20 protein-coding genes are annotated in these 21,973 nt (G+C 60.8%); 11 read left to right on the plus strand and 9 right to left on the minus strand.

Features of this window, described 5'->3' with window-relative positions:
* Window positions 1-22: 22 nt before the first annotated feature.
* Together ACILSR_RS04965 and ACILSR_RS04970 are read right to left on the minus strand one after the other, a co-directional pair.
* Window positions 23-1,066: an SAM-dependent methyltransferase gene (locus ACILSR_RS04965; protein WP_395748623.1), complete on the minus strand. Its 1,044-nt coding sequence runs from the start codon at window positions 1,064-1,066 to the stop codon at window positions 23-25.
* 230 nt (window positions 1,067-1,296) lie between these two features.
* A complete protein-coding gene (locus tag ACILSR_RS04970) occupies window positions 1,297-1,731 on the minus strand; it encodes a c-type cytochrome domain-containing protein (protein WP_395748624.1) in 435 nt (144 codons plus the stop codon).
* A gap of 159 nt (window positions 1,732-1,890) precedes the next feature.
* On the opposite strand from ACILSR_RS04970, the gene ACILSR_RS04975 reads away from it, so the two are divergent.
* The 3 genes from ACILSR_RS04975 to ACILSR_RS04985 all read left to right on the plus strand — a co-directional run bounded on the left by ACILSR_RS04975 (window position 1,891) and on the right by ACILSR_RS04985 (window position 6,107).
* Window positions 1,891-4,500, plus strand: a complete 2,610-nt coding sequence (locus tag ACILSR_RS04975) for a DNA translocase FtsK (protein ID WP_395748625.1) — start codon at window positions 1,891-1,893, stop codon at window positions 4,498-4,500.
* Between the two features lie 150 nt (window positions 4,501-4,650).
* On the plus strand, window positions 4,651-5,640 hold the full coding sequence (locus ACILSR_RS04980) for an AAA family ATPase (RefSeq protein ID WP_395748626.1): 990 nt from the start codon (window positions 4,651-4,653) through the stop codon (window positions 5,638-5,640).
* A gap of 17 nt (window positions 5,641-5,657) precedes the next feature.
* On the plus strand, window positions 5,658-6,107 hold the full coding sequence (locus tag ACILSR_RS04985) for a hypothetical protein (protein ID WP_395748627.1): 450 nt from the start codon (window positions 5,658-5,660) through the stop codon (window positions 6,105-6,107).
* Between the two features lie 47 nt (window positions 6,108-6,154).
* Here the strand turns inward: ACILSR_RS04985 and ACILSR_RS04990 are convergent, their stop codons facing one another.
* Complete coding sequence (locus ACILSR_RS04990; protein ID WP_395748628.1) at window positions 6,155-6,847, minus strand: hypothetical protein; 693 nt, start codon at window positions 6,845-6,847, stop codon at window positions 6,155-6,157.
* A gap of 290 nt (window positions 6,848-7,137) precedes the next feature.
* Here ACILSR_RS04990 and ACILSR_RS04995 point away from each other — a divergent pair, with 290 nt between their 5' ends.
* The 6 genes from ACILSR_RS04995 (at window position 7,138) to ACILSR_RS05020 (ending at window position 13,011) form a co-directional block, all read left to right on the plus strand.
* Window positions 7,138-7,563, plus strand: coding sequence for a hypothetical protein (locus tag ACILSR_RS04995; RefSeq protein ID WP_395748629.1), 426 nt, complete (start codon window positions 7,138-7,140; stop codon window positions 7,561-7,563).
* Window positions 7,564-7,586: 23 nt separating this feature from the next.
* A complete protein-coding gene (locus ACILSR_RS05000; protein ID WP_395748630.1) occupies window positions 7,587-8,501 on the plus strand; it encodes a DUF58 domain-containing protein in 915 nt (304 codons plus the stop codon).
* A 149-nt stretch (window positions 8,502-8,650) separates the two neighbouring features.
* The gene (locus ACILSR_RS05005) at window positions 8,651-8,995 is read left to right on the plus strand and encodes a DMT family protein (RefSeq protein WP_395739209.1); all 345 of its coding nucleotides are present in this window, start codon (window positions 8,651-8,653) and stop codon (window positions 8,993-8,995) included.
* Window positions 8,996-9,220: 225 nt separating this feature from the next.
* Complete coding sequence (locus ACILSR_RS05010; protein WP_395748631.1) at window positions 9,221-10,033, plus strand: hypothetical protein; 813 nt, start codon at window positions 9,221-9,223, stop codon at window positions 10,031-10,033.
* Window positions 10,034-10,090: 57 nt separating this feature from the next.
* A complete protein-coding gene (gene xseA / locus ACILSR_RS05015; RefSeq protein WP_395748632.1) occupies window positions 10,091-11,434 on the plus strand; it encodes an exodeoxyribonuclease VII large subunit in 1,344 nt (447 codons plus the stop codon).
* Window positions 11,435-11,577: 143 nt separating this feature from the next.
* Window positions 11,578-13,011: a DUF1501 domain-containing protein gene (locus ACILSR_RS05020; RefSeq protein ID WP_395748633.1), complete on the plus strand. Its 1,434-nt coding sequence runs from the start codon at window positions 11,578-11,580 to the stop codon at window positions 13,009-13,011.
* Window positions 13,012-13,057: 46 nt separating this feature from the next.
* Here the strand turns inward: ACILSR_RS05020 and ligD (ACILSR_RS05025) are convergent, their stop codons facing one another.
* From ligD (ACILSR_RS05025) to ACILSR_RS05035, 3 genes are read right to left on the minus strand one after another with little or no spacing between them, the layout of a single operon-like run.
* Window positions 13,058-13,972: a non-homologous end-joining DNA ligase gene (ligD, locus tag ACILSR_RS05025; protein ID WP_395748634.1), complete on the minus strand. Its 915-nt coding sequence runs from the start codon at window positions 13,970-13,972 to the stop codon at window positions 13,058-13,060.
* Entirely contained in the window at window positions 13,969-15,591 is a 1,623-nt protein-coding gene (gene ligD, locus ACILSR_RS05030; protein ID WP_395748635.1) for a non-homologous end-joining DNA ligase, read from the minus strand. The genes ligD (ACILSR_RS05025) and ligD (ACILSR_RS05030) overlap by 4 nt, the downstream gene beginning before the upstream one ends.
* Before the next feature lie 9 nt (window positions 15,592-15,600).
* Window positions 15,601-16,458: a Ku protein gene (locus ACILSR_RS05035; RefSeq protein WP_395748636.1), complete on the minus strand. Its 858-nt coding sequence runs from the start codon at window positions 16,456-16,458 to the stop codon at window positions 15,601-15,603.
* A gap of 99 nt (window positions 16,459-16,557) precedes the next feature.
* On the opposite strand from ACILSR_RS05035, the gene ACILSR_RS05040 reads away from it, so the two are divergent.
* On the plus strand, window positions 16,558-16,749 hold the full coding sequence (locus ACILSR_RS05040) for a hypothetical protein (protein ID WP_395748637.1): 192 nt from the start codon (window positions 16,558-16,560) through the stop codon (window positions 16,747-16,749).
* Here ACILSR_RS05040 and ACILSR_RS05045 read toward each other — a convergent pair.
* Genes ACILSR_RS05045 through paoC form a run of 3 tightly spaced genes read right to left on the minus strand, consistent with a single transcriptional unit; the run spans window position 16,746 to window position 20,451 of the window.
* Window positions 16,746-17,351 (minus strand): NTP transferase domain-containing protein, encoded by a 606-nt coding sequence (locus ACILSR_RS05045; RefSeq protein ID WP_395748638.1) that lies wholly within the window; start codon window positions 17,349-17,351, stop codon window positions 16,746-16,748. The two genes, ACILSR_RS05040 and ACILSR_RS05045, sit on opposite strands and share 4 nt — an antisense overlap.
* Entirely contained in the window at window positions 17,330-18,241 is a 912-nt protein-coding gene (locus ACILSR_RS05050; protein ID WP_395748639.1) for an XdhC family protein, read from the minus strand. The genes ACILSR_RS05045 and ACILSR_RS05050 overlap by 22 nt, the downstream gene beginning before the upstream one ends.
* Window positions 18,238-20,451, minus strand: a complete 2,214-nt coding sequence (gene paoC / locus ACILSR_RS05055; protein WP_395748640.1) for an aldehyde oxidoreductase molybdenum-binding subunit PaoC — start codon at window positions 20,449-20,451, stop codon at window positions 18,238-18,240. The genes ACILSR_RS05050 and paoC overlap by 4 nt, the downstream gene beginning before the upstream one ends.
* Before the next feature lie 588 nt (window positions 20,452-21,039).
* Between paoC and ACILSR_RS05060 the strand changes: the two genes are divergently transcribed.
* The gene (locus ACILSR_RS05060; protein ID WP_395748641.1) at window positions 21,040-21,504 is read left to right on the plus strand and encodes a hypothetical protein; all 465 of its coding nucleotides are present in this window, start codon (window positions 21,040-21,042) and stop codon (window positions 21,502-21,504) included.
* Window positions 21,505-21,973: the final 469 nt, after the last annotated feature.

Raw genomic sequence — 21,973 nt, forward strand, 5'->3', positions numbered from 1 at the left:
GGCACGTCTTGCCCGCACTACCTCAGCCCGCACAAACGCAAATCTCCCGCCGATTCCCCGCCAGCTGCGTGGCAAACACAGGGGCAGGGGCGAAGTCGCGGATGGTGTCGATGAACTCGTGGGCGCGGTCTTCCAGTGCGGGGGTGTTGAGCTTGATGGTGAGGATGAGGCGGCGGGCCTGCACGGCATCCTGAATGCGCTGGAGGTCTGGAAGGATCTCGGGCGGGGCGAGATTGATGTCGCAGAGGAGCAGGGAAACCTCACGGGGAAGGGCGGTGAGATTGAGGCGGCCGGCGGCGGTGCGCCAGTGATCAAAGCGCACGCCTTGTTTCTTGGCCAGATCGAGCACGCGCGGGTCCATCTCGCCAGTATCCACGCCGAGGACGTTCATGCCGCGCTGAATGAGGGCGTAGGTGGCTCCGCCGGGTGCGCAGCCGAGGTCGAGGGCCGTCTGACCGCGAAAATCCAGCTGATCCCATCCACGCCAGGCGAGGGCCTGTTCCAGCTTGAGCCAGGCGCGTGAGGGCACGTCCTCCGGCAGGCCGATGCGTGGCAGGCCGCCGGGATGCGGGTGCATGCCGGGCTGGTGCTCGTGGCAGCCGAGGAAGAGGGGCTCTTCATTCGTCTCGCCTGCGACGACGTCGAGAATGAGGTCGCCGTGGGCCAGCGGGCGCTGGGTTTCGAGGGGAATGCCCGCCTTGGCCAATTCGGCCGTGATCTCTGCGGCGAGGGCATCCATGCGCTGCCAGGTGGCGGGCTCGATGCCATCTTCATTTGTGATTCGCGGAAAGACGTGCAAGTGCAGCGGTTTGGCGGGGGCGAGCTTGCGGGCGTGCTCGACGAGATCGGCAAGCGTCTTGCACAGGCCGAGGGAGGTGCCGCTGACTCGGGCAAAGTGGCTGAGATTTCGCGGCGGGCTGAAGCCGGGAGAGCGCACCTTCCAGGTGATGAACTGCGGCTTCATGAAGGCCGGCGTGAGCTCTCCGGCGAAGTGGCTGGCGATGTCCCGCTTGAGCGTGGCTTCAGATCCGGCGCGGCAGGTGGTGAAACGAAAGGGGGTGTTCATGAAGAAGATGCAGAGGGGGAAAGAGAAGCGGAAATGGCGGCCTAAGGAACACACGGAACAGACAGAAAATCAGGCAATCGCCCCCAAAGTCTGCTGCTTCACTGTTTGAGTGAGGCATGCTGGAGGCTCCTTTCCGTGCATTCCGCAGGCAATGCAGTCTTGTTTCAGCAAAAAAGAAAGGCGGAGCCTAGGCTCCGCCCTCCGTGGTGAGATGTGGTTATGCTGAAAAATTATTCCACGCCTTTCCAGGCTCCGAAGCTCGCGCCTTCGGTGATCCACTTCTTGATCAGGGCGATGTTGGCGGCGCTCACGCGGTCGCCTTTGCCTTCAGGAGGCATGGCCATGTCATCGGTGTCTGGCAGGGCCATGGTCTTGACCAGCCAGCTCGCGTCCGGCTTGCCGGCCACGACGTTTTCTTCCGGGTATTCCTTGCCGCCCTTCATGATGGCTGCGGCGCTGTCCAGGCGGAGACCGCCCTTGGGCTTCTTCATTTTGCCATTGTCTTCGTGCTCCTTCTCGTGGCACTTGAAGCAGCTTTCCTTCAGCACGGGAAGGACCTGCTTTTCAAAGTCCACCTTGCCCGCGTCCTGCGCGCTGGTGGTGGAGGTGACGGAGACGCCGAGGGCGAGCACTGCGGCGAGGGTGAGGGCGAGTGTGGTTTTCATGGGTGTGGTGTGACGAGAGTACGAGCAAAGATGTTCGTGGGAATATCGCGGTCAAGCTGCATCCCGGATGGGATCGAAGCCGAATCATAAAAGTGAAGCAAGGTAAATATTTTGGTAGCCTTAAATAACTTCGTCTGCCAGAATTACCAGATTCTTGTCATGAGCCGTGCCGCCGCAGCCGCCCGTCCCCCTCGCGCCCGATCCACGGACGAGAAGGAAGGCCCATGGAATGACGCCATCGGCATCCTGCTGCTGATGCTGGCTGCCATGATGCTGCTCGCGCTGGTGTCGTATGATCCACGCGACATGCCCTCGGGGTCCTTCCTCGCGCTGTCGGAATCTTCCGGGGAGACGCATAATTTCATCGGCGGGGTGGGTTCGTGGGTGGCGGGCTACTCACTATGGCTCATGGGCTATGCCGTCTATCTGCTGCCGTTCTGCATGACGTGGTTTGGCGTGTGCAAACTGCACTCCAAAGTGAAGATCAAGCTCACGGCCATCCTGGGCGTGGTGCTGCTCATCTTCAGTGGTGCCGGCTTGATGAATGTGCTGGACCTGCTCAGCGAGCGCGACTCCATCACACCGCTGGGCGGTGCTGGCGGGCTGGGCTATGTGATCGGCGGCCTGATTTTGAAAAAACTGCTCGGGACGGTGGGAGCCTCCATGGTGCTGGGCGTGGTTTACATGGGCGGCCTCTTCCTTGTCACCGGTCAGCATCCTCTGACGGTGCTCCAAAACATCCGGGCGGAAATTACACGCTTGAAGACCGAGCGCGAAGCGCAGCGCCTGATCGAAGAAAAGCTGGCGGAAGAAGCCGCGAACACCATTCCCGGCACGCTCACTCCGGTGCCGGAGGGCTTGCGCAAAAAGAAAAAGGACAAGGGCGCCGGGGCGGAACTGCGTGGAGACACACCTGCTCCCGCCACAAACATGGAGCTGCCGCTGCAGTTTGACCCGCCTGCGCCGAAGATCATCGACTCCTCGGTCTCCCGTCCTCACGAGGACAACAGCGACAAGCCAAAGCTGGCCGAGGTTTGGGAAAAGAAGCGCGCGCAGAAGATCGAGCAGGCACCGCATGGCTCGCTGGGAAATCTCACCAAGCTTTTCAAGGACTACAAGCTGCCCTCCATGGAGCTGCTGAAATGGCCTGAAGACACCGGCCGTGCCCCCACAAACAAGAACGAACTCCTGGCCATCCAGGGCACCATCGTCAAGGCGCTGGCCAGTTTCGGCATCACCGTGGAGCCCGGGGACATCACCCGCGGACCTGCGATCACCCGCTACGAAGTGCGCCCTGTGGATGGCCTGCGCGTGAGCCGCATCGCCAATCTGGACGCCGACATCGCCCGAGCCACCCGTGCCGAGCGCATCAACATCCTTGCGCCCATTCCCGGCAAGGACACCGTGGGCATCGAGCTGGCCAATTCAGAGAAGACCATCGTGCCGCTCCGTGAACTGCTGGAGGACGATGTCTTCGTCAATGGCAAGTCCAAGCTGCCTGTCGCCCTCGGCAAGGATGTGTACGGCAAGACCATCATCGGCGACCTCGCCGTCATGCCGCACCTTCTGGTGGCGGGTGCCACCGGCAGCGGCAAAAGCGTGTGCATCAACAGCATCGTCACCAGCCTGATCTGCCGCTTCGCCCCGGATGAGCTGCGCTTCATCATGATCGACCCCAAGGTGGTGGAAATGCAGAGCTACGAAGAGCTGCCGCATCTCGCTCTGCCTGTGGTGACCGATCCGAAGAAAGCCCTGCTGGCCCTGCGCTGGGTGGTCAAGGAGATGGAAAACCGCTACCAGATCTTCGCGCAGGAAGGCTGCCGCAATTTCGAAGCCTTCAACAACCGCAATCGCAAACGCAAGGCCGAGGCGGACGCCGCCCGTGCCGCCAGACAGGCCGCCGCCCCGCAGACGAAGGCCGGCGTGGATGACGCCACGGTCTCCGCCGCCTTTGCCAAGGAAGCCGCCGAAGAAACAGCCGCCGCACCCAAGACCGCCGAGGTCGATACCGTGGATGGAGAGAACAGCGAGCTGCGCGATGCCAGCGGCACCTGGCTGGGAGACTCCCAGGCACCGCCGCCACGCCGCCAGGAGGTCGTCATTCCAGACACCATGCCTTACATCGTCGTCATCGTGGACGAGCTTGCCGATTTGATGCAGACCGCGCCTGCGGACATCGAAGTGGCCATCGCCCGTATCACGCAGATGGCGCGTGCGGCCGGCATCCACCTCATCGTTGCCACCCAGACGCCGCGTGCGGACGTCATCACCGGTGTGATCAAGGCGAACATCCCCACCCGCATTGCCTTCCAGGTTTCCTCCGCGTTGGACAGCCGCGTCATTCTCGACCGCAAAGGCGCCGAGAATCTCGTGGGCAAAGGGGACATGCTTTACGTGCCGCCCGGTGGCGCGCAGCCCGTGCGCAGCCAGGGCGCTCTCGTCACCGATGATGAAATCCACGCGCTGGTGGAGCACTGCGTCGCACAGGGCAAGCCGGTCTTTGATGTCAAAGTCGATGACGAAAGCGGTGAGTTTGGCGATGAAGATGACATGGGGGAAGATGGCGTGAGCTCGGAAGAGCAGGAGTGCCTGGAGAAGTGCCTGGAAGTCATCCGCCAGGAGAAAAAAGCCAGCACCAGCCTCCTGCAGCGCCGTCTGCGCCTCGGGTATGGGAAGGCCGCGCGCATGATCGACATCCTCGAAGATCGCGGGATCATCGGGCCTGGAGAAGGCGCGAAGCCGCGTGAGATTTTGGTGCAGATGGATTAAAGTAGTACAGAGCTTTAGCTCGTTCTGGATCTGTCCAGTTTTTCCAGACCGAGCTAAAGCTCTCGACTACTTTCCGCCCGCGACTTCTGCCGGAAGAGATTCTCGTCCAGAAGCCTTGCGCAAACAGGGTCGCTGGCGAGAGTCCGCCCCATGTCCGACCACGCAGACTTCCGCACCCTGTTCAGCAGCCTCAAGACCGAGATGCAAAAAGCCATCGTCGGTTATGATGAACTCCTTACGGATGTGCTGGTGGCCATTTTCTCCGGCGGGCATGTGCTGCTGGAGGGGGTGCCCGGTCTTGGCAAAACCTACCTCGTGCGCACTCTCTCCCAGGTGGTCGGTTTGGAGCCAGGCCGTGTACAGTGCACGCCGGACCTCATGCCGGCGGACATTCTCGGCACCCACATCGTCGGTGAAGATGAAAAAGGCCACCGCACGCTGCGCTACGAAAAAGGCCCGGTCTTCAAAAACCTGCTGCTCGTGGATGAAATCAACCGCGCCACGCCCAAGACGCAGGCGGCCCTGCTCGAAGTCATGCAGGAGCGCTCGGTGACCACGGGCGGCGAGCGCCACGCCGTGCCGGAGCCGTTTCTCGTGCTGGCCACGCAGAACCCCATGGAGATGGAAGGCACCTACCCGCTGCCGGAAGCGCAGCTGGACCGTTTCATGTTCAAGATCAAGGTGCCCTTCCCGGATCTCGACGCCCTGGTGGAAATCTCCCGCCGTACCACTGGCTTCACCGAGCCAAAACTGGCCACGATGACCGACGGGCCAAAGCTCATCGAGTGGCAGCAGAAGCTCTCGAAAATTCCCGTGGCCGATCCCGTGGCGCACTACGCCTCCCGCCTCGTGCTCAGCAGCCACCCCGAGCAGCCGGACGCGCTGCCGGAAGTAAAGCGCTACGTCAGCTACGGCGCCAGCCCGCGCGGCCTGCAGGCGCTCATCCGCGGCGCACGCGTCTGGGCTGCCATCCAGGGCTCCACCGCCGTCTCCACCGAGGATGTGCGTGCCATTGCGCTCGTGGCACTGCGCCACCGCATCATCCTGAACTTCGAAGGCGAAGCCGGACAGGTCAAAGTGGACGACATCATCACCAAGCTGCTCGACCAGGTGAAAACGCCCGCGCAGCAGGCGGCTTGAGTGAAGCTCAGCGCATCATGAAATGCTCCGTCTGGATCTTTTTCAGCCTGTGCTTTCTGTGCGGCTGTCATCACTCCGGAAGTGAGAAGCTCCGCCTCCCGTCGCTTTACAATGACATCGCGCCGGTGCCTGCGGAAAACTTCAGCCGCGCTTACGTCGGCTTCATGGCATCCACGCCTGAGTGGCAGAAGTCGAAGGACAAAGACGTGATCCTCTGCGGCGCACTTGGCACCAAGATCTTCCAGCCGGGTGTCTCGGTGGACGCGGCGATTCACAGAGTCTGCAAGGAGCCGTTTTATCCCTCTTTTTATCACGTCGCCGTATGGAAGCCCCGGAATGCAGCCTTTTATGGCGTTCGCTTTCCTCCACGTCTTGCCACCCAGCCTTCAGTCAGAACGATTTCTTCCCAAGAGCCTTTGGCTGCGGGAGATGTCATCGTGATCTTTGAGAAGGCGGTCAGTTTTTAAACTGGAGGAAGAAATGACGCTTCCTGGACCGGTTGCGAGTGGTGGCTTCAGTATTTCGGAGGCAGAGGCGGGGGCAATGGCGGAGGTGAGGCAGGGCCGCTGGGTGCTGAAGTGCTCCTGCCTGAGATAAGCAGCATGACAAAGCCCACAAGCACGCCTCCTCCCAGCATGGCCAGGCTGCCCAGCAGGGTGGGGGCCTCGCCCTCGTTCAATATGACGAAGTCCTTGGCCAGATTCAGGTCCATCTTTTCCAGTTTGAATCGCGTCTTGGAGTCGGCATCCAGGCCAAAGCGAATCAGGCCTGAGATGTCTTTTTGCACGAATACCTTGTCCGCATTCCGGGATACGGCGTTGAGCGCATCCTTCATCGAGGTGTCGGACCTGTTCAGATCTTCCAGCGCTGCAACGATGGCGTCATCCTTGGTTGAAAGCAGAATGTGGACCTTGGCCCCCTTCGCTTCTCCTTTGGGACGGACGGGAATGAATATCTCGGTGATTTTCCCCCGCTTCTCTCGATGAACGGCTTCGAGAAGGTTGAGTTGTGCATCCTTCAGCGTGACCCACTCACCGCTCGGTTTTTTCTCAATGTAATCGGCCACGGCAATCTCCAGCGGGTGTCGATTTTTCAGAGCGGTATAGATGCCTTGGCAGCCCCCCAGCATGAGACCGAGGGCAATGATGTAGCCGAGGCATCCCAGCCTGATGAAGCCGGATGTACGATTCAGTGAGGGGATTTTCATGCGTCCTCCTGCTTACCAAAATATTCTTAGCCGGTGCAAGACGGATTCTTGCCATCCATGAAAAAACCTGCTTCAAGCAAAGCAATTCATTTCTCATGAGCACGCCACCACCCTTGCCCTCCTCCGCAAATACCTATGCTCCTCCGAATACGTATGCACCCCCGAGTGCGGGTGCTCCTCCGAATGTATACGCTCCCCCGACTGCCTATGCCGCTCCTCAAGATAATGTTTTCGTCTTTCCGGACCGACCGCTTCCGGATCAGAGCCTCCCCTTGGCCGGGACGGAAGGCATGTCCATCCAGCAGATCGAAGAGGATGTGCTGCGCGGCGGCCGCTTCAGGATCTTCCGCTACAATTTTTCGGTCATCGTCTTGAGCTTTCAGCGCAGCTCAGAAGTTCGCTACTTTCGCGCGGGGCAGGGGTATGGCGCTCATGCCTGGCCGTGGACGCTCCTCTCCATGGTGGTGGGCTGGTGGGGCTTTCCCTGGGGCATCGTTTTCACCATCCAGACGCTCTTCACCAACTGCATGGGCGGCAAGGATGTGACGCCCGAGTTGCTGGCCGCCGTGCTGGGACAGCAGCGTGCCGCAGCCACCATGGCGCGCGCGGCCAGGCCAAAGGCCGACATTTGGCTCTGGTGCCTGCGTATTTTCATCCTGCTGATTCCGTTGAGCATCTTTGCAGCAATTGCGAGCGTTGAGCACACAACGCGTTAAGATGACCGGACCCAATCTCCCCCATGCCCGCCGAAACCCTCGAACGTGAAGACCTCTTTGACGCCTCCTTTCTGGACCGGCTGCGGGTGCTGGCGTTGCGGCTGCGCAAGCGGCGGCAGCTGATGCGCCGTGGGTCGCAATCCACCTCGGCCACCGGTTTCACGCGTGAGTTCAAAGACTACCGTCATTACACGCCGCGCGAGGACTACCGCGCCATCGACTGGCGTCTCTATGCGCGTCTCGATAAACTCTTTGTGCGTCTCTATGAGGAAACTCAGGAGCTGAATCTGCACATCATGCTGGACACCAGCACCTCCATGGCCCAGCCGTTTCCGGAGAAGCGGCGGCAGGCCCTGCGCTTTGCCGTGGCGCTCGCCTACCTGGCGCTGAGTGCGCAGCAGCGCGTGAGCCTGTACTCCATGAGCAGTGGCGTGCATCAGGAACTGCCGCCCTTGCGTGGGCAGGGGAACATTGAGAAGGTCATCCAGGCGGTGATGAAGCTGAAGTTTGAAGGCCTCACCGACATGAAGCGCTGCTTTGAGGAGTTCCGCCCCAGCAAGCAGCGCTACGGCATCATCTTCATCATCAGCGACTTCTTTGGCCGTGAAATCGGCAGCGCCACCGAGGCCGTGGCCCGCGTCTCCGCCTGGCCGGGAGAGAACCACTTCCTGCAAATTGTGCACCCGGAGGAGCGCCAGCCGGAGATCGAAGGCGAGCTCGAGCTCACCGAAGTCGAAACCGGCGAGCGCCGCCGCTTCTGGCTCACCAAGCGCGATGTGCAGCGCTACGTGGAGACCTTTGACTCCTTCGTCACCAGCCTCGCCAGCGAGTGCGCCAGCCACAGCGTGGACTTCATGCAGGTGACGAGCGACGAAGCCTTTGAAGAGCGCTTCCTGGATCTCCTCGTGCGTGGCTCCGCGCTGGCTGGAGGGGTGTGATTGGAGGATAGGCCTCCGGCCTGTCGATGGATCGAGACGTCCCTCCTTTTTTTCAGATCAGACTGAGGCGACACGCCCCAGGCCCTAGTCAGGCCGGAGGCCTAACCTCCAGTGCTTGGCATCCGCCATTCCTATGCTCTCATGCACCCATGAACTGGCCTGTGATCAAAGCGGTGGGACTCCTGGTGGGGTCGAATATTTTCATGACTTTCGCCTGGTATGCACACCTGAAAGACTTGAAGGCCAAGCCATGGTTCATCGCCGCCCTCATCAGCTGGGGCATCGCGTTTTTTGAATACATGCTGCAGGTGCCGGCCAACCGCATTGGCAGCACCGCACTGACCCTGCCGCAGCTCAAGATCATCCAGGAGGTCATCACACTCACAGTCTTTGTGCCCTTTGTGGTGTTTTACATGAAGGAGTCTTTCAAATGGGACTACGTGTGGGCGGCTCTGTGCATGTGCGGCGCGGTGTACTTCATTTTCCGCAAATAAAGTAGCCCGGTTGCGCCGCAACTGGAGTTCGGAGTCTTGGCTGCGGCGCAACCGAGAAACTTGGCGTGGCCGGCCGCGCTCTCGTGGGCAAAAAACAGCCCTATGGCGGGTCTAAATCAGTGTAACCAGTGTTAAAAAGTTGTGATAATTGCACACATTATTATTCACATATTCACATTTAAATTGTGAAGATCTTTAACAAACGTTAAATAACTCATTATTCCCATGTCCACCGCGAACGTGCGCAGACATCTCCATGAGACCCGCAACCGTCCCGCCGGAATAAGAAACCGGCAGGACGCAAAGCGGGATCGTTTTCTCCTGCGGATGAAGCGCTGGATCGGTGGCGCTGTGCTGGCTCCGGCCTGCCTGGTTACGGCCATCACCCTCAGCATGATGCTCTGGCGCGCGGTGTCCCGGATGGATTTCCTGAAGTCCGAGGAGTTCGTTTTTTTCACCTTCGGCGGCATGGTGTGGGCGCTGGCTTATCTGGCGGGCGTGCGGCCGGTCACGGCCTACGTCTTTGGCCATGAGTTCAGCCACCTCGTCACCGCCCGGTTGTTTGGCGGACGCATCTTTGACTGGAAGGTCAGCGCCGAGGGCGGCTACGTGGAGACGGACAAGTCGAACACCTGGATCACCCTGGCACCGTATCTGGTCCCGTTTTACACGCTGATCATCATGCTGGTCTTTGGCCTCGTGGGCCTGGCGCTGGACATGCAGCAGGCTCATGCGGTGCATCTTTGGAAGTGGACGCTTTATCTGAAGCCCATGCGCTTTCTCTACGCGCTGGTCGGGCTGACGTGGTGCTTCCACGCCACCTACACGGTCAAAACGGTGATCGCAGAGCAGGGAGACCTCAAGCGCAACGGAGAGTTCTTCTCCATGATGCTGATCTTCCTCATCAATGCATTCCTACTCATCGCGCTGTTTCTGGCCTCCTCTCCCGCGCCGGGGTTGGGAGTCATGGAGGTGGCGCGCTGCTGGTGGTCCGTGGCTACCGGAATGATCAGCTGGCTGTGGCACCTCGTGTTCTGAGCTGACCTGAGCTGTGGCTGGACTTTGCCCGCTTTTTCGGTCAAAGAACCGCTGACCATGCCTGAAGATCCAGACGTCCTTTCCGTGACCCAGCTCACGCGCGAAATCCGCGACGTGCTGGAGGGCCACATCGGCAGCGTGTGGGTGGAGGGGGAGATCAGCAACCACCGCCTGCAATCCTCCGGCCACCAGTACTTCACCCTCAAGGACGCCGGGGCCCAGCTCAGCTGCGTTATGTTTCGCGGAGCCGCCGCGCGCAGCAGCGTGCGCATCCAGGACGGCGCGCTCATGCAGGTGCATGGAGAGATCAGTGTGTATGAGCCGCGCGGGCAGTACCAGATGGTCGTCAAACAGGTTCAGGCAAAAGGGAAAGGCTCGCTGCAGGAGCGCTTTGAGGCATTGAAGCGCCGCCTGCATGCCGAAGGTCTCTTCGATGGTGACCGAAAGCGCGCCATCCCGCGCTTTCCGCGCATCGTCGCCCTCGTCACCTCGCCCACCGGTGCCGCCATTCAGGACATGCTCAATATCCTCACGCGTCGCGCGCCCTGGGTGCGCGTCCTCGTCTTTCCCGTGCGCGTGCAGGGGCAGGGGGCCGAGCTCGAAATCGTGCGTGCGCTGCGAGTTCTTGGAGATGCGGAGAGCTTCGGCCTGCCCGTGCCGGACACCATCGTCGTAGGCCGTGGTGGTGGCAGTTTGGAAGATCTGTGGTGCTTCAATGAGGAGGCGCTCGCCCGTGCCATCGCCGCCTGTCCCATTCCCGTCATCTCCGCCGTGGGGCATGAAATCGACTTCACCATCGCCGACTTCGTGGCGGACCTTCGCGCTCCCACACCCAGCGCGGCGGCGGAACTCCTCGCGCCAGACAGCACCGAACTGCAGCGGCATTTTGACAGCATCGCCCGTACGCTGAAAACCCGCGTGGGCACCCTGCTGGACCACCACCAGCACGTCATCGAACTCACCGCCAAAGGCCCGCTGCTCCATGCGCCCGACCGTTTGCTGCAGCAGGCCGAGCAAAACATCGACGATCACGAATCCCGCCTGCGCGACACCCTGCGCGAGCGCCTGCAATCCTGGACCGACGACCTCACGCAAAAACAACACGTCCTCGCCGCGCATCATCCGCGCGTGCAGCTCACTGAGGCCGTGCATCGCGCGGAGACCGGCGCGCGCCGCCTTCAGCAAGGCCTTCAGCATCGCCTCGACCGCCTCGCCGACCGCCTTCAATCCCGCGCCGAACTCCTCAAGCACATCGGCCCCCAGGCGGTGCTGGCGCGCGGCTTCTCCTTCACCACCAATGCAGAGGGGAAGGTGCTCAAGGACGCCGCCGAGGTGAAGGCCGGGGATGAGCTGGTGACTCGGCTGGCGCAGGGGACGCTGCGAAGTGTGGTGAAAGATTAACGAGCCAAAAACTTACACCGCAGAGATCAGAAAAACGCAGAGAAATTCTGGTATCAGATCTTTGCGTTTTTCAAATCTCTGCGGTGTGGAATTCTGGGCCGCTACCAGGGAAGATTTGGCCCCATAGCTGCGTAGGTAAAGGCATGCTCTCACGCCGCTCCATTTTGAACCGCTCCGCCTACGGCATCGGCGGCATCGCTTTGGCTTCATTGCTAAAAGAGCAGAACCTTCTCGCCAGTCCGGAGCAGATCGGGCCGAAGCATTTTGACCTCAAGCCGAAGGTGCCCCATGGATTTGGCCAGGCCAAGGCTATGATTTCCATGTTCATGCAGGGCGGGCCCAGCCACATGGATCTGTTTGATCCGAAGCCCGAGCTCACCAAGTACGACGGCAAGGATTTCCCTGGCGAGGTGAAGTACGACGACGCCGCAGGCGCGAGTCGCGAGTGCATGGGCAGCCCGTGGAAGTTCAAACAGTACGGTCAGTGCGGCATGGATGTCAGCGAGCTGCTGCCGCATTTCTCCAACATCGTCGATGATGTGACGCTCATCCGCTCCATGCACACGGGTGTGAACAATCACGGCCAGTCCATCTATGCCCTGCTCAATGGCCAGGTCACCGGCGGCCGCCCCACGCTGGGCAGCTGGCTCACCTACGGCCTCGGTTCCGAAAATCAGGACCTGCCCGCCTACGTGGCCCTGACCGATCCCCGCGGCCTGCCCGTGCTCGGTGTGGACAACTGGAGCAACGGCTGGCTTCCCTCGCTGTATCAGGGCACCGTCATTCGCCCCAAGGAGCCGCGCATCCCAAATCTCGACGCCCCCCTCAGCCTCAAGGGCGATGCCCAGGCCCGTTACCTCAATTTCGTGCAGCGCCTGAACAAGGAGCACCTCGAAGCCCGCCCCGGGGAGGCCGATCTCGAAGCACGCATTCAGAGCTTCGAACTCGCCGCCCGCATGCAGACCGCCGCCAAGGAAGCGCTCGACATCGACCAGGAAAGCGCCGCCACCAAGAAGCTCTACGGCCTCGACAATCCCGCCGCCGCCGAGTTCGGCACCCGCTGCCTCATCGCCCGCCGCCTCGTCGAGCGTGGCGTCCGCTGCGTCTCCCTCTTCACCGGGAATCAGACCTGGGACAACCATCAAAACATCCGCACCGCACTGCCCGCCGCTTGCACCTATGTCGATCAAGGCGCCGCCGCTCTCGTCATCGACCTCAAGCAGCGCGGTCTGCTGGACACCACAATCGTCCACTGGGGCGGTGAGATGGGCCGCCTGCCCGTCATTCAAAACCGCTCAGGTTCCAAGGATCGCAGCACCGTCGGACGCGACCACAACACCTACGGCTTCAGCATGTGGGTCGCCGGCGGCGGATTCAAGGCCGGCCACATCCATGGTGCCACCGACGACTTCGGCCACCACGCCGTGAAGGACATCGTGAATCACTTCGACTACCACGCCACGCTGCTGCACCTCTTCGGCCTTGATGCCAAAGGCCTCAGCTACCGCCGCAATGGTACCGAGCAGGTGCTCGTGGAGAATCCGCAGGCGCGGGTTGTCACCGAGATTCTGGCATGAGGCGGTACGCCTGGCAGTTGAATCAAGGAAGGTAAGCTGGGGCTCCTCATCTCCCGATCTGTTTCAGCAGAGGCAGCTTTTGCTTCAGTGTCAGCACTGGCGCGAAGAGGTCGCCGAGTTTTTTGACACGGGCCAGTACTTCTCCTGCTTCAAAGCTGAGCTTCTTTTTTCGCCTCACAGCCGCGGCCACTTCGTCCCAGGTCAGAGGGGTTGAGACGGTGGGATGGTCTTTGGCGCGGAGGGAGTAGGCGCATACCGTGGTCTTGTGATCATCATTCTGGCTCCAGTCCACCAGCACCTTCCCTTTGCGGAGCCTTTTGAGCATGTTGGAAACTACCAGGTCCGGGTATTGATTTTCCAGGGCTTGCGCCACCGCGCGGGCAAATGCCTTTGTGCGCTCATAGGTCACCGCGGTGTTCAGCGGCACATACACCTGCAAGCCCTTCGAGCCGGATGTCTTCGGAAAGGACTGCAGGCCGAGTGAATCAAAGCATTCCTTCAGCAGCAGCCCGACCTTGCAGCAGGTGAGGATGTCCGCCGGCTCTCCGGGATCCAGGTCAAAGGCCAGTGCGGCAGGGCGTTTGATGGCTGTCTTGCGGTGGAGAAACGTGTGAAATTCCAGATTGGCCAGATTCGCAGCCCATACAAGCGAGGGCAGATCACCGATGACGCAGTAGTTGATGTGCCCCTCGGACTTGGCCACCTGGGTGGTTTTCACCCATTTCGGCCGGTGCTCCGGACATTCCTTCTCATAGAAGAAAAAGCCCTTCACTCCATCCGGGTAGCGCTTCAAGGTAAGCGCACGGGCCTGAAGATGCGGCAGCAGGCACTCGGCAATGTGGATGTAGTACTGAATGACGTCGCTCTTGGTGAACTTTGCCTCCGGATACATCATTTTGTCCAGATTGCTCACCGGCACCTGCACTCCATTGACTTCGAGCTGGGATTGTTTCTGGCTCATGACTCTTTGAGGCGTTCGCGCACCACCTCACGCGCGGGCTTGTCCTCACGCATGCCCAGAAACACTGGCTGCCGCAGCCGCCCGTCCTGAGTCCATTCGGTAAATTTGACCTGGCAGACCAGACGCGGCTTCAGCCAGGTGCAGTGCTTCATTTCAGACTTCGTGATCCCCTGGCCCCAGCGTCCGCTGCTGTCGGCGGGCAGATTGGCAAAGGGGCATTTCTCCTGGATCAGCGGCTGGAATGTCTCATGCAGGCTGCGGAGCATCTTCGCATCGAATCCCGTACCCACCTTGCCAGTAGACACCAGCTTCCCGTCCGCATGAACTCCGACGATAAGCGCTCCGATGTGCTTGCGGCTGCCTGTCGGCCGGGTGTAGCCGCCGATGACGACCTCCTGCTCATGGTGCAGCTTGAGCTTGATCCAATTTCCACTACGCCCGCCGGCTTCATAAGTGGAGTCCGGCCGTTTGCCGATGATTCCCTCCAGCCCAAGCTTTTGCACATGCTTGAGCAGTTCCTGCACATCTCCTTTGAGTGAGTCGGAGAAGCGGATGACATTCGATTTTTTGATGAGCTTCCGCAGAGCTTCTTTTCGCTTCAGCAAAGGCAGTTCGGTGAGATCACGATTTTTCAATCGCAGCATGTCAAAAACGTAGTAGCACAGCGGCGGTTTTTCACGGCCGAGGTCGTAGGCTTGCAAACGCTGGAAGGATGAGCGGCCTTTTTCGTCGAGCGCGACGATTTCACCATCCAGAATGCAGTCTGGCAGAGAGAGCGCATCCAGAGCCTCCGTGATGGCGGGGAACTTATGCGTCATGTCCTTCTCCGTGCGCGAGATGAGAGACGTGCGTCCTCCTTCGTGGATGGTGAGGGCGCGAAAACCGTCAAACTTCACTTCATAGATCCAGCCATCTTCTTCAGGCGCTGTGGACACCGCCTTGGCCTTCATCGGCTCGACGAACAATGCGGAAGCAGAAGGCGTTGGTTTGGAGCTCCTGGCTGGTTTGGTCTCCCGCCTGGCTTTGGGAAGGGACTTTGGTTCAGACACCGCTTTTTTTCGCGAGCTTGTCCATGGCTTTGCATTGGCCAGCTGCTTCATGTTGCGGCCGGACAATGCAGATGTGTCATCCATGCGCTTGGTCGGAGACTTCATGTCCTCTCCGCCGCGGATGAGCAGCCATTGGTTCTCGTGCCGAAGCCTCACCAGATACCATTCCCCCTTCAGCTTTGTGCCGTTGAGGGTGAAGTGAAGCTTCCCGCCTGCCAGTTCCTTCAAGGGGGCCTTGGATGCGGGGTCATAGGTGCCCGTGTCCCAGACCATCACGGTGCCTCCGCCATACTGCCCCTGGGGAATCGGGCCTTCAAAATGAATGTAGGACAGCGGGTGGTCCTCCACCGCCACCGCCAGCCGCTTTTCACCTTTTGCAAATGGCATGCCCTTGGGGACCGCCCAGGACTTCAGCTGACCGTCCAGCTCAAGCCGGAAATCATAGTGCAGATGGGAGGCGGCATGCTTTTGCACCACAAACCGCCTCATGCCCTGGCGCTTTTCTTTTTTGCCCGGGGGTTCGGCGGTCTTTTTAAAGTCCCGCTTTTTCTGGTATTCGCGGAGGGACATGGAGGTGAATCATGCCGCCTTTTTACGGTTTTTGGAATGCTTTGCCGATGCCGTTTTATGGGCGGATTTGGTGCTGTGCGCGTGACTGCGTTTGGATTTGGTGGCTGCCAGGCTCTCCTGAAGCACCGAAACGAGGTCGATCACATTGGCAGGCTTTTTCGCCTTCGCAGCCTTGGCCGGTTTGCTGTCACCGTGCGCGACTTTGTCCTCGATCATGGCCTCCACGGCTTCGCGGTATTCGTCTTTGTACTCGTCCGGCTTCCATGGTGTGGTCATGCTCTCAATGAGCTTCTCCGCCATGTTGATCTCCGCCTTGCCTGGGGCCTTGCCTTCGGGTGCCTTGAGTTCGGACCTGTCCCGCAGTTCATCCGGGAAATGCATCAGCTCCAGCATGAGGTTTTTGTCCTGGGGCCTGATGGCGGCCAGATGCTGGCGCGTTTTGATGACGACATGGGCAATCGCGATCTTTCCACTGCGATTCAGCGCATCCCGCAGCAGCATGTAGGCCTTGCCACCACCTTTCCCCACTTCCAGGTGATAAGGTTTGTAAAACAGCAGAGGATCGACGTCCGATTCGGAGACGAAGTTCATGATCTCCACGGTCTGCGTGGCCTCCACGTCCACGCGGCGGAAATCTTCTTCCTTGATGACCACAAACTTGCCCTTCTCGTATTCGTAGCCTTTGACGATCTTGTCCCAGGGGACTTCTTTTCCGTCTTTTTCCGCCACGCGTTTGTAGTTCACGGGACTGTGATCCGAGCTTCGCAGGAGACGGAACTGCAGCTCCTCGCGACGAATGGCGGGATAGAGCGAGACGGGGATGGAAACGAGTCCAAAACTGATGGTGCCTTTCCAGATTGCTCTCATAGGATTACCCCAGGTATCGCGGCTCGGAGATGGCACGCGCCGGTTTTTTTTCAGCATGGATACGCGCAGTGGCGCAGTTGAAGGCGAAGAAAGGATGCCATGAAAATCCATCCTGTTTTCGAAGCATTGTCACTGGCTGCCATGCTGGTGGTGTCGTCCTGCATTTCGTTTGATGATCATGATGACAAGCCGACCACCACCACGGTCACGAGAGAGACGGTGGTGCCTGATCCTCTGAGCAGCACCACGGTGACGCAAACCACGGAAACGACCACCACCCGCACACGCTAGCAGGGTGGTGCAAGGTTTTGCAACTTGTGGCAGTGCCACGCATGCAGGTCCTCGGGGGTGTCGAGATCAAGAGCTCCCGCAGGGAACTCCAATGCGGCGACGCGGTCAGGCTTGCTGTGAATGACCGACTTTGCGCCGCGGTCATCGGAAAGGCTTTTCAATTCATCGAAGCAGGGTTGGGCGAACAACGCGGGAATTCCGAGCGTTTGAGCGTAATGGGAGGCAACGACGGGAAGTCCGGTACGCTGGTGATGCTCTATGAGGCTGCGGATGACGGTGGCATCCACCGCGGGCTGGTCGCAGGCGAGGAGGATGACGGCGGAGACAGGAGGGAGGGCGGCGAGGCCCACACGAATCGAACTGCCCATGCCGCGCTGCCATGCTTCGTTATGCACGAATAGGGGATGAAACGTGGCTGCGGCGCTCTCCACGGCAGCGCGCGCATGACCGGTGACGACGCAGACGACATCGCAGCCTCCGGTTTGGGCGGCCTGCACTGCAGCGCAGATCATGGGGATGCCACTTGGCGCAAGGATCTGCTTGGGCGTTCCCATCCGCGTGGAACCGCCGGCGGCGAGGATTATGCCGCCGATGCGGTGCATGGGGCGAGGGCGACGGGGACGGCCTGATGGATGGGAGAGCTGCGGTGGCGCAGATGCTGCGCTGTACCGCCACCAAAGACACTCTGGATCTCGGAAATGATGGACAATGCGATTTCAGCGGGGGTTTCTGCGCCCAAATGCAGGCCGGCGGGGGCAAAGAGGCCGTCGTGCACGGTTATTCCATTGTGGAGGACGTCGAAGAGGATGTCGTCGCGGCGGCGGCGGGAGCCGACGAGGCCGAGGTAAGGTGGGGAAAATGGGAGCAAATCGCGCAAAGCGGTGCAATCGCGGCCAAAATTGTGCGTGGCGATGACGACGGCGGTGCGGTCGTCGAGGAGATCTGAGGGGAAGGGGGTGGAGGGGCTCTGCACCACGTTCCAGCCGAGGAGGGCGGCCTGGGCGCTGAGGGCGGCGGTGTCGGGGCTGTCGCCGACCAGGATGAGGCGCAAAACGGGCTGGATGGTGTGGCGGAAAGTACCGACTTGTGTGTCGGATTCGGCAATACGGGTGCCGCGGGAGGGGCCGTGGATAATGGTTTCGAGATGGCAGGGCTGGCGGTTGGTGAAACATTCGCGGAGGCCGTGCATGACATGGGCGGGGGCGACTTCGACGAGGATCTGGATGGTGCCGGCGCAGCCGAAGCGGAGGCGGGTGTCAAAGGTGAGGAGCTGGGGTTCGCCGTCGCGGAGGACTTTGCGGGAGGAGGCGATGACTTCCTCCTCGATGCAGCCGGCGCTGACGCCGCCGGCGTAGTGGCCGGAGGAGTTGATGAGCATGCGGGCGCCGGGGCGGCGGTAGCTGGAGCCTTGGGCGGAGACGAGGGTGGCGAGGGCGAGGGGCTGGCCCTTCCGGGTGTCCCAGAAGCGGATGAGGTCGCGGATTTCCTTCATGATACGGCGGGGAGGTGGTCGATGAGCTTGTCGAGGGTGATGGGGTAGTCGCGGACGCGGATGCCGGTAGCGTTGTGGATGGCGTTGGCGACGGCGGCGGCGACGCCGCAGATGCCGAGCTCGCCGACGCCTTTGGCTTTCATGGGGGAGGAGCAGGGATCGGTTTCATCGAGGAAGATGACTTCCTGATGGGGGATGTCTGCATGGACGGGGACTTCGTATCCGGCGAGGTCGTGGTTGACGAAGAAGCCCTGGGTGGTGTCTACGACGAGGTCTTCCATGAGGGCGGCGCCGACGCCCATGGTCATGGCGCCGATGACCTGGCTGCGGGCGGTCTTGGGATTGAGGATGCGGCCGCTGGCGCAGACGGCGAGCATTCGGCGGACGCGGGTGACGCCGGTGTAGATATCGACGCCGACTTCGACGAAGTGGGCGCCGAAGGTGGACTGCTGGAACTTTTTGGCGAGGTCGCCATATTCGATGTGGTCTTCGGCGGAGAGGCCTTCGTCTCCGGCGAGTTCGGCAAGGGACCAGCTATTGGCTCCGGCGGTGACGCGGCCGTCTTCGAAGTCGAGGTCTTCGGGTTTGACCTTGGCCTTGGTGGCGATCATCTCGCGGAGCTTGGTGCAGGCGGCGTAAACGCCGGAGGTGGAATTGTTGCCGCCCCACTGGCCGCCGGAGCCGCAGGAGGCGGGGAAGGAGGAGTCGCCGAGGCGGACGATGACGGACTCGGGGAGGACGCCGAGCATTTCGGCGGCGGTCTGGGCGATGATGGTGTAGCTGCCGGTGCCGATGTCGGTCATGTCGGTTTCGACGGTGACGATGCCGCGTTTGTCGATTTTGACGCGGGCGGCGGATTTGGTGAGGAGGTTGTTGCGGAAGGCGGCGGCGACGCCCATGCCGATGAGCCAGCGGCCGTCGTACACTTTGGCGGGGGCGGCTTTGCGCTGGTCCCAGCCGAAGCGTTTGGCGCCGGTGCGGAGGCATTCGGTGAGGTGGCGCTGGGAGAAGGGGCGCTCGGGTTTTTCGGGGTCCACCTGGGTGTCGTTGAGGATGCGGAACTCGATGGGATCGAGGCCGAGTTTTTCGGCCATCTCGTCCATGGCGATTTCGAGGGCCATCATGCCGGTGGCTTCGCCGGGGGCGCGCATGGCGTTGCTTTCGGGGAGATCGAGTGTGGCGAGGCGCATGGCGGTCATGCGATTGGCTCCGGCGTAGAGGAGGCGGGTCTGACCGACGGCGGTGTCGGGCTCGCCTTCGGGGAGATCGCCGGACCAGCTTTCGTGGGCGATGGCGGTGAGTTTGCCGTCTTTGCCTGCGCCGAGGCGGATGCGCTGAATGGTGGCGGGGCGGTGGGTGGTGTTGTTGATCATGAGCGCCCGCTGCAGTGCGATTTTGACAGGGCGTTTGGCGGCGCGGGCGCCGAGGGCGGCGAGGAGGACTTCGGCGCGGAGGAAGAGCTTGCCGCCGAAGCCGCCGCCGATGTAGGGGGTGGAGACGTGGACGTTTTCCTTGGGGATGCCGAGGGTCTGGGCCATGTCTGCGACGGCCCAGCCGACCATCTGATTGGAGGTCCAGAGATTGAGCTTGTCGCCGTCCCAGGCGGCGATGGAGGCGTGGGGCTCCATCATGGCGTGGGAGTGATCGGGCGTGGTGTAGGTCTCGTCGAGCTTGACGGGGGCGGCGGTGAAGGCGCTGTCGAAGTCGCCGACGGCGGTGTCGGGCGGGCCGATGAGGCCGGGCTTGGGTTTGGCGGCGGTGTCCTTGGCCGCGGCGAGGTCGAAGGCGCCTTTGGCGGACTCGTATTTGACTTTGATCAGCTGAGCGGCGGCGCGGGCTTGCTCGAAGGTTTCGGCGATGACGACGGCGATGGCCTGGTGGTAGTGCTCGATCTCGGGACCGCCGAGGAGTTTGGCGGTGTTGTGCTCGCCTTTGGCGAGTTTGCCGGCGTTGTCGGCGGTGACGATGGTGAGGACGCCGGGGGCGGCCTTGGCGGCGGCGAGGTCGATGGAGAGGATGCGGCCTTTGGCGATGCCTGCGCCGAGGATGTGGCCGTAGGCCTGGGTCTGATTGGGGACGACGTCGTGGCGCTCGTAGGCGTAGGGGGCGGTGCCGGTGGTTTTGCGGGGGCCATCGATGCGGTCAACGGGCTTGCCGATGACGGTGAGCTGGTCGATCGGGTTGGTGGTGGCAGGGGTGTCGAACTTCATGGCGAAGCGCGGTGAGGGCGCTTCTCTAATTCGGAGCGGGGGGCGGGAGTGGATGGGGCCGCGATTTATGATTTACGATTTATGATTTATGATTTGGCGGAGAGGTGGCCTGTGGGAGCAGGCGGACAATCGGACAATGAGACATTCGGACAATGAGATGGGGAGCGAGGGAGATGCCGGAGGTGGACCACGGATGGCACGGATTGACACGGATGCCGGAATCGGAGGAGGAGGAGGGTCGGACGTTGAAGGGACGCTTGGTTTTGCCGTAGAGGGAGGAGGGATTTATGATTTACGATTTATGATTTATGATTTGGCGGAGGCTGCCATTTTCGAGGTGGTGAGAGTGGAGACGCTACCATGCTGTTCGGACGTTGAAGGGACGTTCGGTTTTGCCGCAGAGGAGCGGAGGGGCAGAGGGGGCGGAGAAGGGTAGAATGATATGGGGTAAAATGATTTTCTGGAGGGTTGAGATAGGGGTTTTGGCGGTCGATTTAGCGGGGGTGAGGTGGAAGAAGTGGGGCGATGATTTTGCGGGGCTGAAATTGGGGAGAGGCAGAGATGGTTTTGGGTAGTGATGGCTGGGGGATGGCTGGCGGAGAGAGGGTAAAAAGATTCAGGGTAAAAAGATTTTTCCGGAGGGTTGAGGAGTGGGTGCTGGGGGAGGCCGGAGGGGGACCACGGATGGCACGGATTGACACGGATGCCGGAATCGGAGGAGGAGGAGGATGGTCGGACGTTGAAGGGACGCTTGGTTTTGCCGCAGAGGGAGGAGGGATTTATGATTTACGATTGATGATTTATGATTTGGCGGAGGCTGCCATTTTCGAGGTAGTGAGAGTGGAGACGCTACCATGCTGTTCGGACGTTGAAGGGACGTTCGGTTTTGCCGCAGAGGGGGCGGAGAAGGGTCGAATGATATGGGGTAAAATGATTTTCTGGAGGGTTGAGATAGGGGTTTTGGTGGTCGATTTAGCGGGGGTGAGGTGGAAGAAGTGGGGCGATGATTTTGCGGGGCTGAAATTGGGGAGAGGCAGAGATGGTTTTGGGTAGGGATGGCTGGGGGATGGCCGGCGGAGAGAGGGTAAAAAGATTTGGGGTAAAAAGATTTTTCCGGAGGGTTGAGGAGTCGGTGCTGGGGGAGGCCGGAGGGGGACCACGGATGGCACGGATTGACACGGATGTCGGAATCGGAGGAGGATGATGGTCGGACGTTGAAGGGACGTTCGGTTTTGCCGCAGAGGGAGGAGGGATTTATGATTTACGATTTATGATTTATGATTTGGCGGAGAGGTGGCGTGTGGGGGCAGGCGGACAATTGGACAATGAGACAATCTGACAATGAGATGGGGAGCGAGGGAGATGCCGGAGGTGGACCACGGATGGCACGGATTGACACGGATGCCGGATGCCGGATGCTGGATGCTGGATGCTGGATGCTGGATGGCCGATCTGGGGATTGCTGATTTGCACCGCAAGAGATTGGAAAGACGCAGAGATGGTTTTGAGATGAGGGATCTGT

Origin of the sequence: Prosthecobacter sp. (assembly GCF_044222565.1) — a bacterium.
Taxonomy (GTDB): Bacteria; Verrucomicrobiota; Verrucomicrobiia; order Verrucomicrobiales; family Verrucomicrobiaceae; genus Prosthecobacter.

Excerpts from the sequence above, each read along its gene's own strand:
- ligD (WP_395748635.1), bottom strand. The coding sequence starts at position 15,591 with ATGTCCCTCCGCGAATACCAGAAAAAGCGGGACTTTAAAAAGACCGCC.
- ACILSR_RS05020 (WP_395748633.1), top strand. The coding sequence starts at position 11,578 with ATGCTCTCACGCCGCTCCATTTTGAACCGCTCCGCCTACGGCATCGGC.
- ACILSR_RS05010 (WP_395748631.1), top strand. The coding sequence starts at position 9,221 with ATGTCCACCGCGAACGTGCGCAGACATCTCCATGAGACCCGCAACCGT.
- ACILSR_RS04980 (WP_395748626.1), top strand. The coding sequence starts at position 4,651 with ATGTCCGACCACGCAGACTTCCGCACCCTGTTCAGCAGCCTCAAGACC.
- ACILSR_RS05045 (WP_395748638.1), bottom strand. The coding sequence starts at position 17,351 with ATGCACCGCATCGGCGGCATAATCCTCGCCGCCGGCGGTTCCACGCGG.
- ACILSR_RS04975 (WP_395748625.1), top strand. The coding sequence starts at position 1,891 with ATGAGCCGTGCCGCCGCAGCCGCCCGTCCCCCTCGCGCCCGATCCACG.
- ACILSR_RS05000 (WP_395748630.1), top strand. The coding sequence starts at position 7,587 with ATGCCCGCCGAAACCCTCGAACGTGAAGACCTCTTTGACGCCTCCTTT.
- ACILSR_RS04990 (WP_395748628.1), bottom strand. The coding sequence starts at position 6,847 with ATGAAAATCCCCTCACTGAATCGTACATCCGGCTTCATCAGGCTGGGA.
- ACILSR_RS05060 (WP_395748641.1), top strand. The coding sequence starts at position 21,040 with ATGGCTGGCGGAGAGAGGGTAAAAAGATTCAGGGTAAAAAGATTTTTC.
- ACILSR_RS04970 (WP_395748624.1), bottom strand. The coding sequence starts at position 1,731 with ATGAAAACCACACTCGCCCTCACCCTCGCCGCAGTGCTCGCCCTCGGC.
- ACILSR_RS04995 (WP_395748629.1), top strand. The coding sequence starts at position 7,138 with ATGTCCATCCAGCAGATCGAAGAGGATGTGCTGCGCGGCGGCCGCTTC.
- ACILSR_RS04965 (WP_395748623.1), bottom strand. The coding sequence starts at position 1,066 with ATGAACACCCCCTTTCGTTTCACCACCTGCCGCGCCGGATCTGAAGCC.
- ACILSR_RS05040 (WP_395748637.1), top strand. The coding sequence starts at position 16,558 with ATGAAAATCCATCCTGTTTTCGAAGCATTGTCACTGGCTGCCATGCTG.
- ACILSR_RS05005 (WP_395739209.1), top strand. The coding sequence starts at position 8,651 with ATGAACTGGCCTGTGATCAAAGCGGTGGGACTCCTGGTGGGGTCGAAT.
- ACILSR_RS05035 (WP_395748636.1), bottom strand. The coding sequence starts at position 16,458 with ATGAGAGCAATCTGGAAAGGCACCATCAGTTTTGGACTCGTTTCCATC.
- paoC (WP_395748640.1), bottom strand. The coding sequence starts at position 20,451 with ATGAAGTTCGACACCCCTGCCACCACCAACCCGATCGACCAGCTCACC.
- ACILSR_RS05050 (WP_395748639.1), bottom strand. The coding sequence starts at position 18,241 with ATGAAGGAAATCCGCGACCTCATCCGCTTCTGGGACACCCGGAAGGGC.
- ligD (WP_395748634.1), bottom strand. The coding sequence starts at position 13,972 with ATGAGCCAGAAACAATCCCAGCTCGAAGTCAATGGAGTGCAGGTGCCG.
- xseA (WP_395748632.1), top strand. The coding sequence starts at position 10,091 with ATGCCTGAAGATCCAGACGTCCTTTCCGTGACCCAGCTCACGCGCGAA.
- ACILSR_RS04985 (WP_395748627.1), top strand. The coding sequence starts at position 5,658 with ATGAAATGCTCCGTCTGGATCTTTTTCAGCCTGTGCTTTCTGTGCGGC.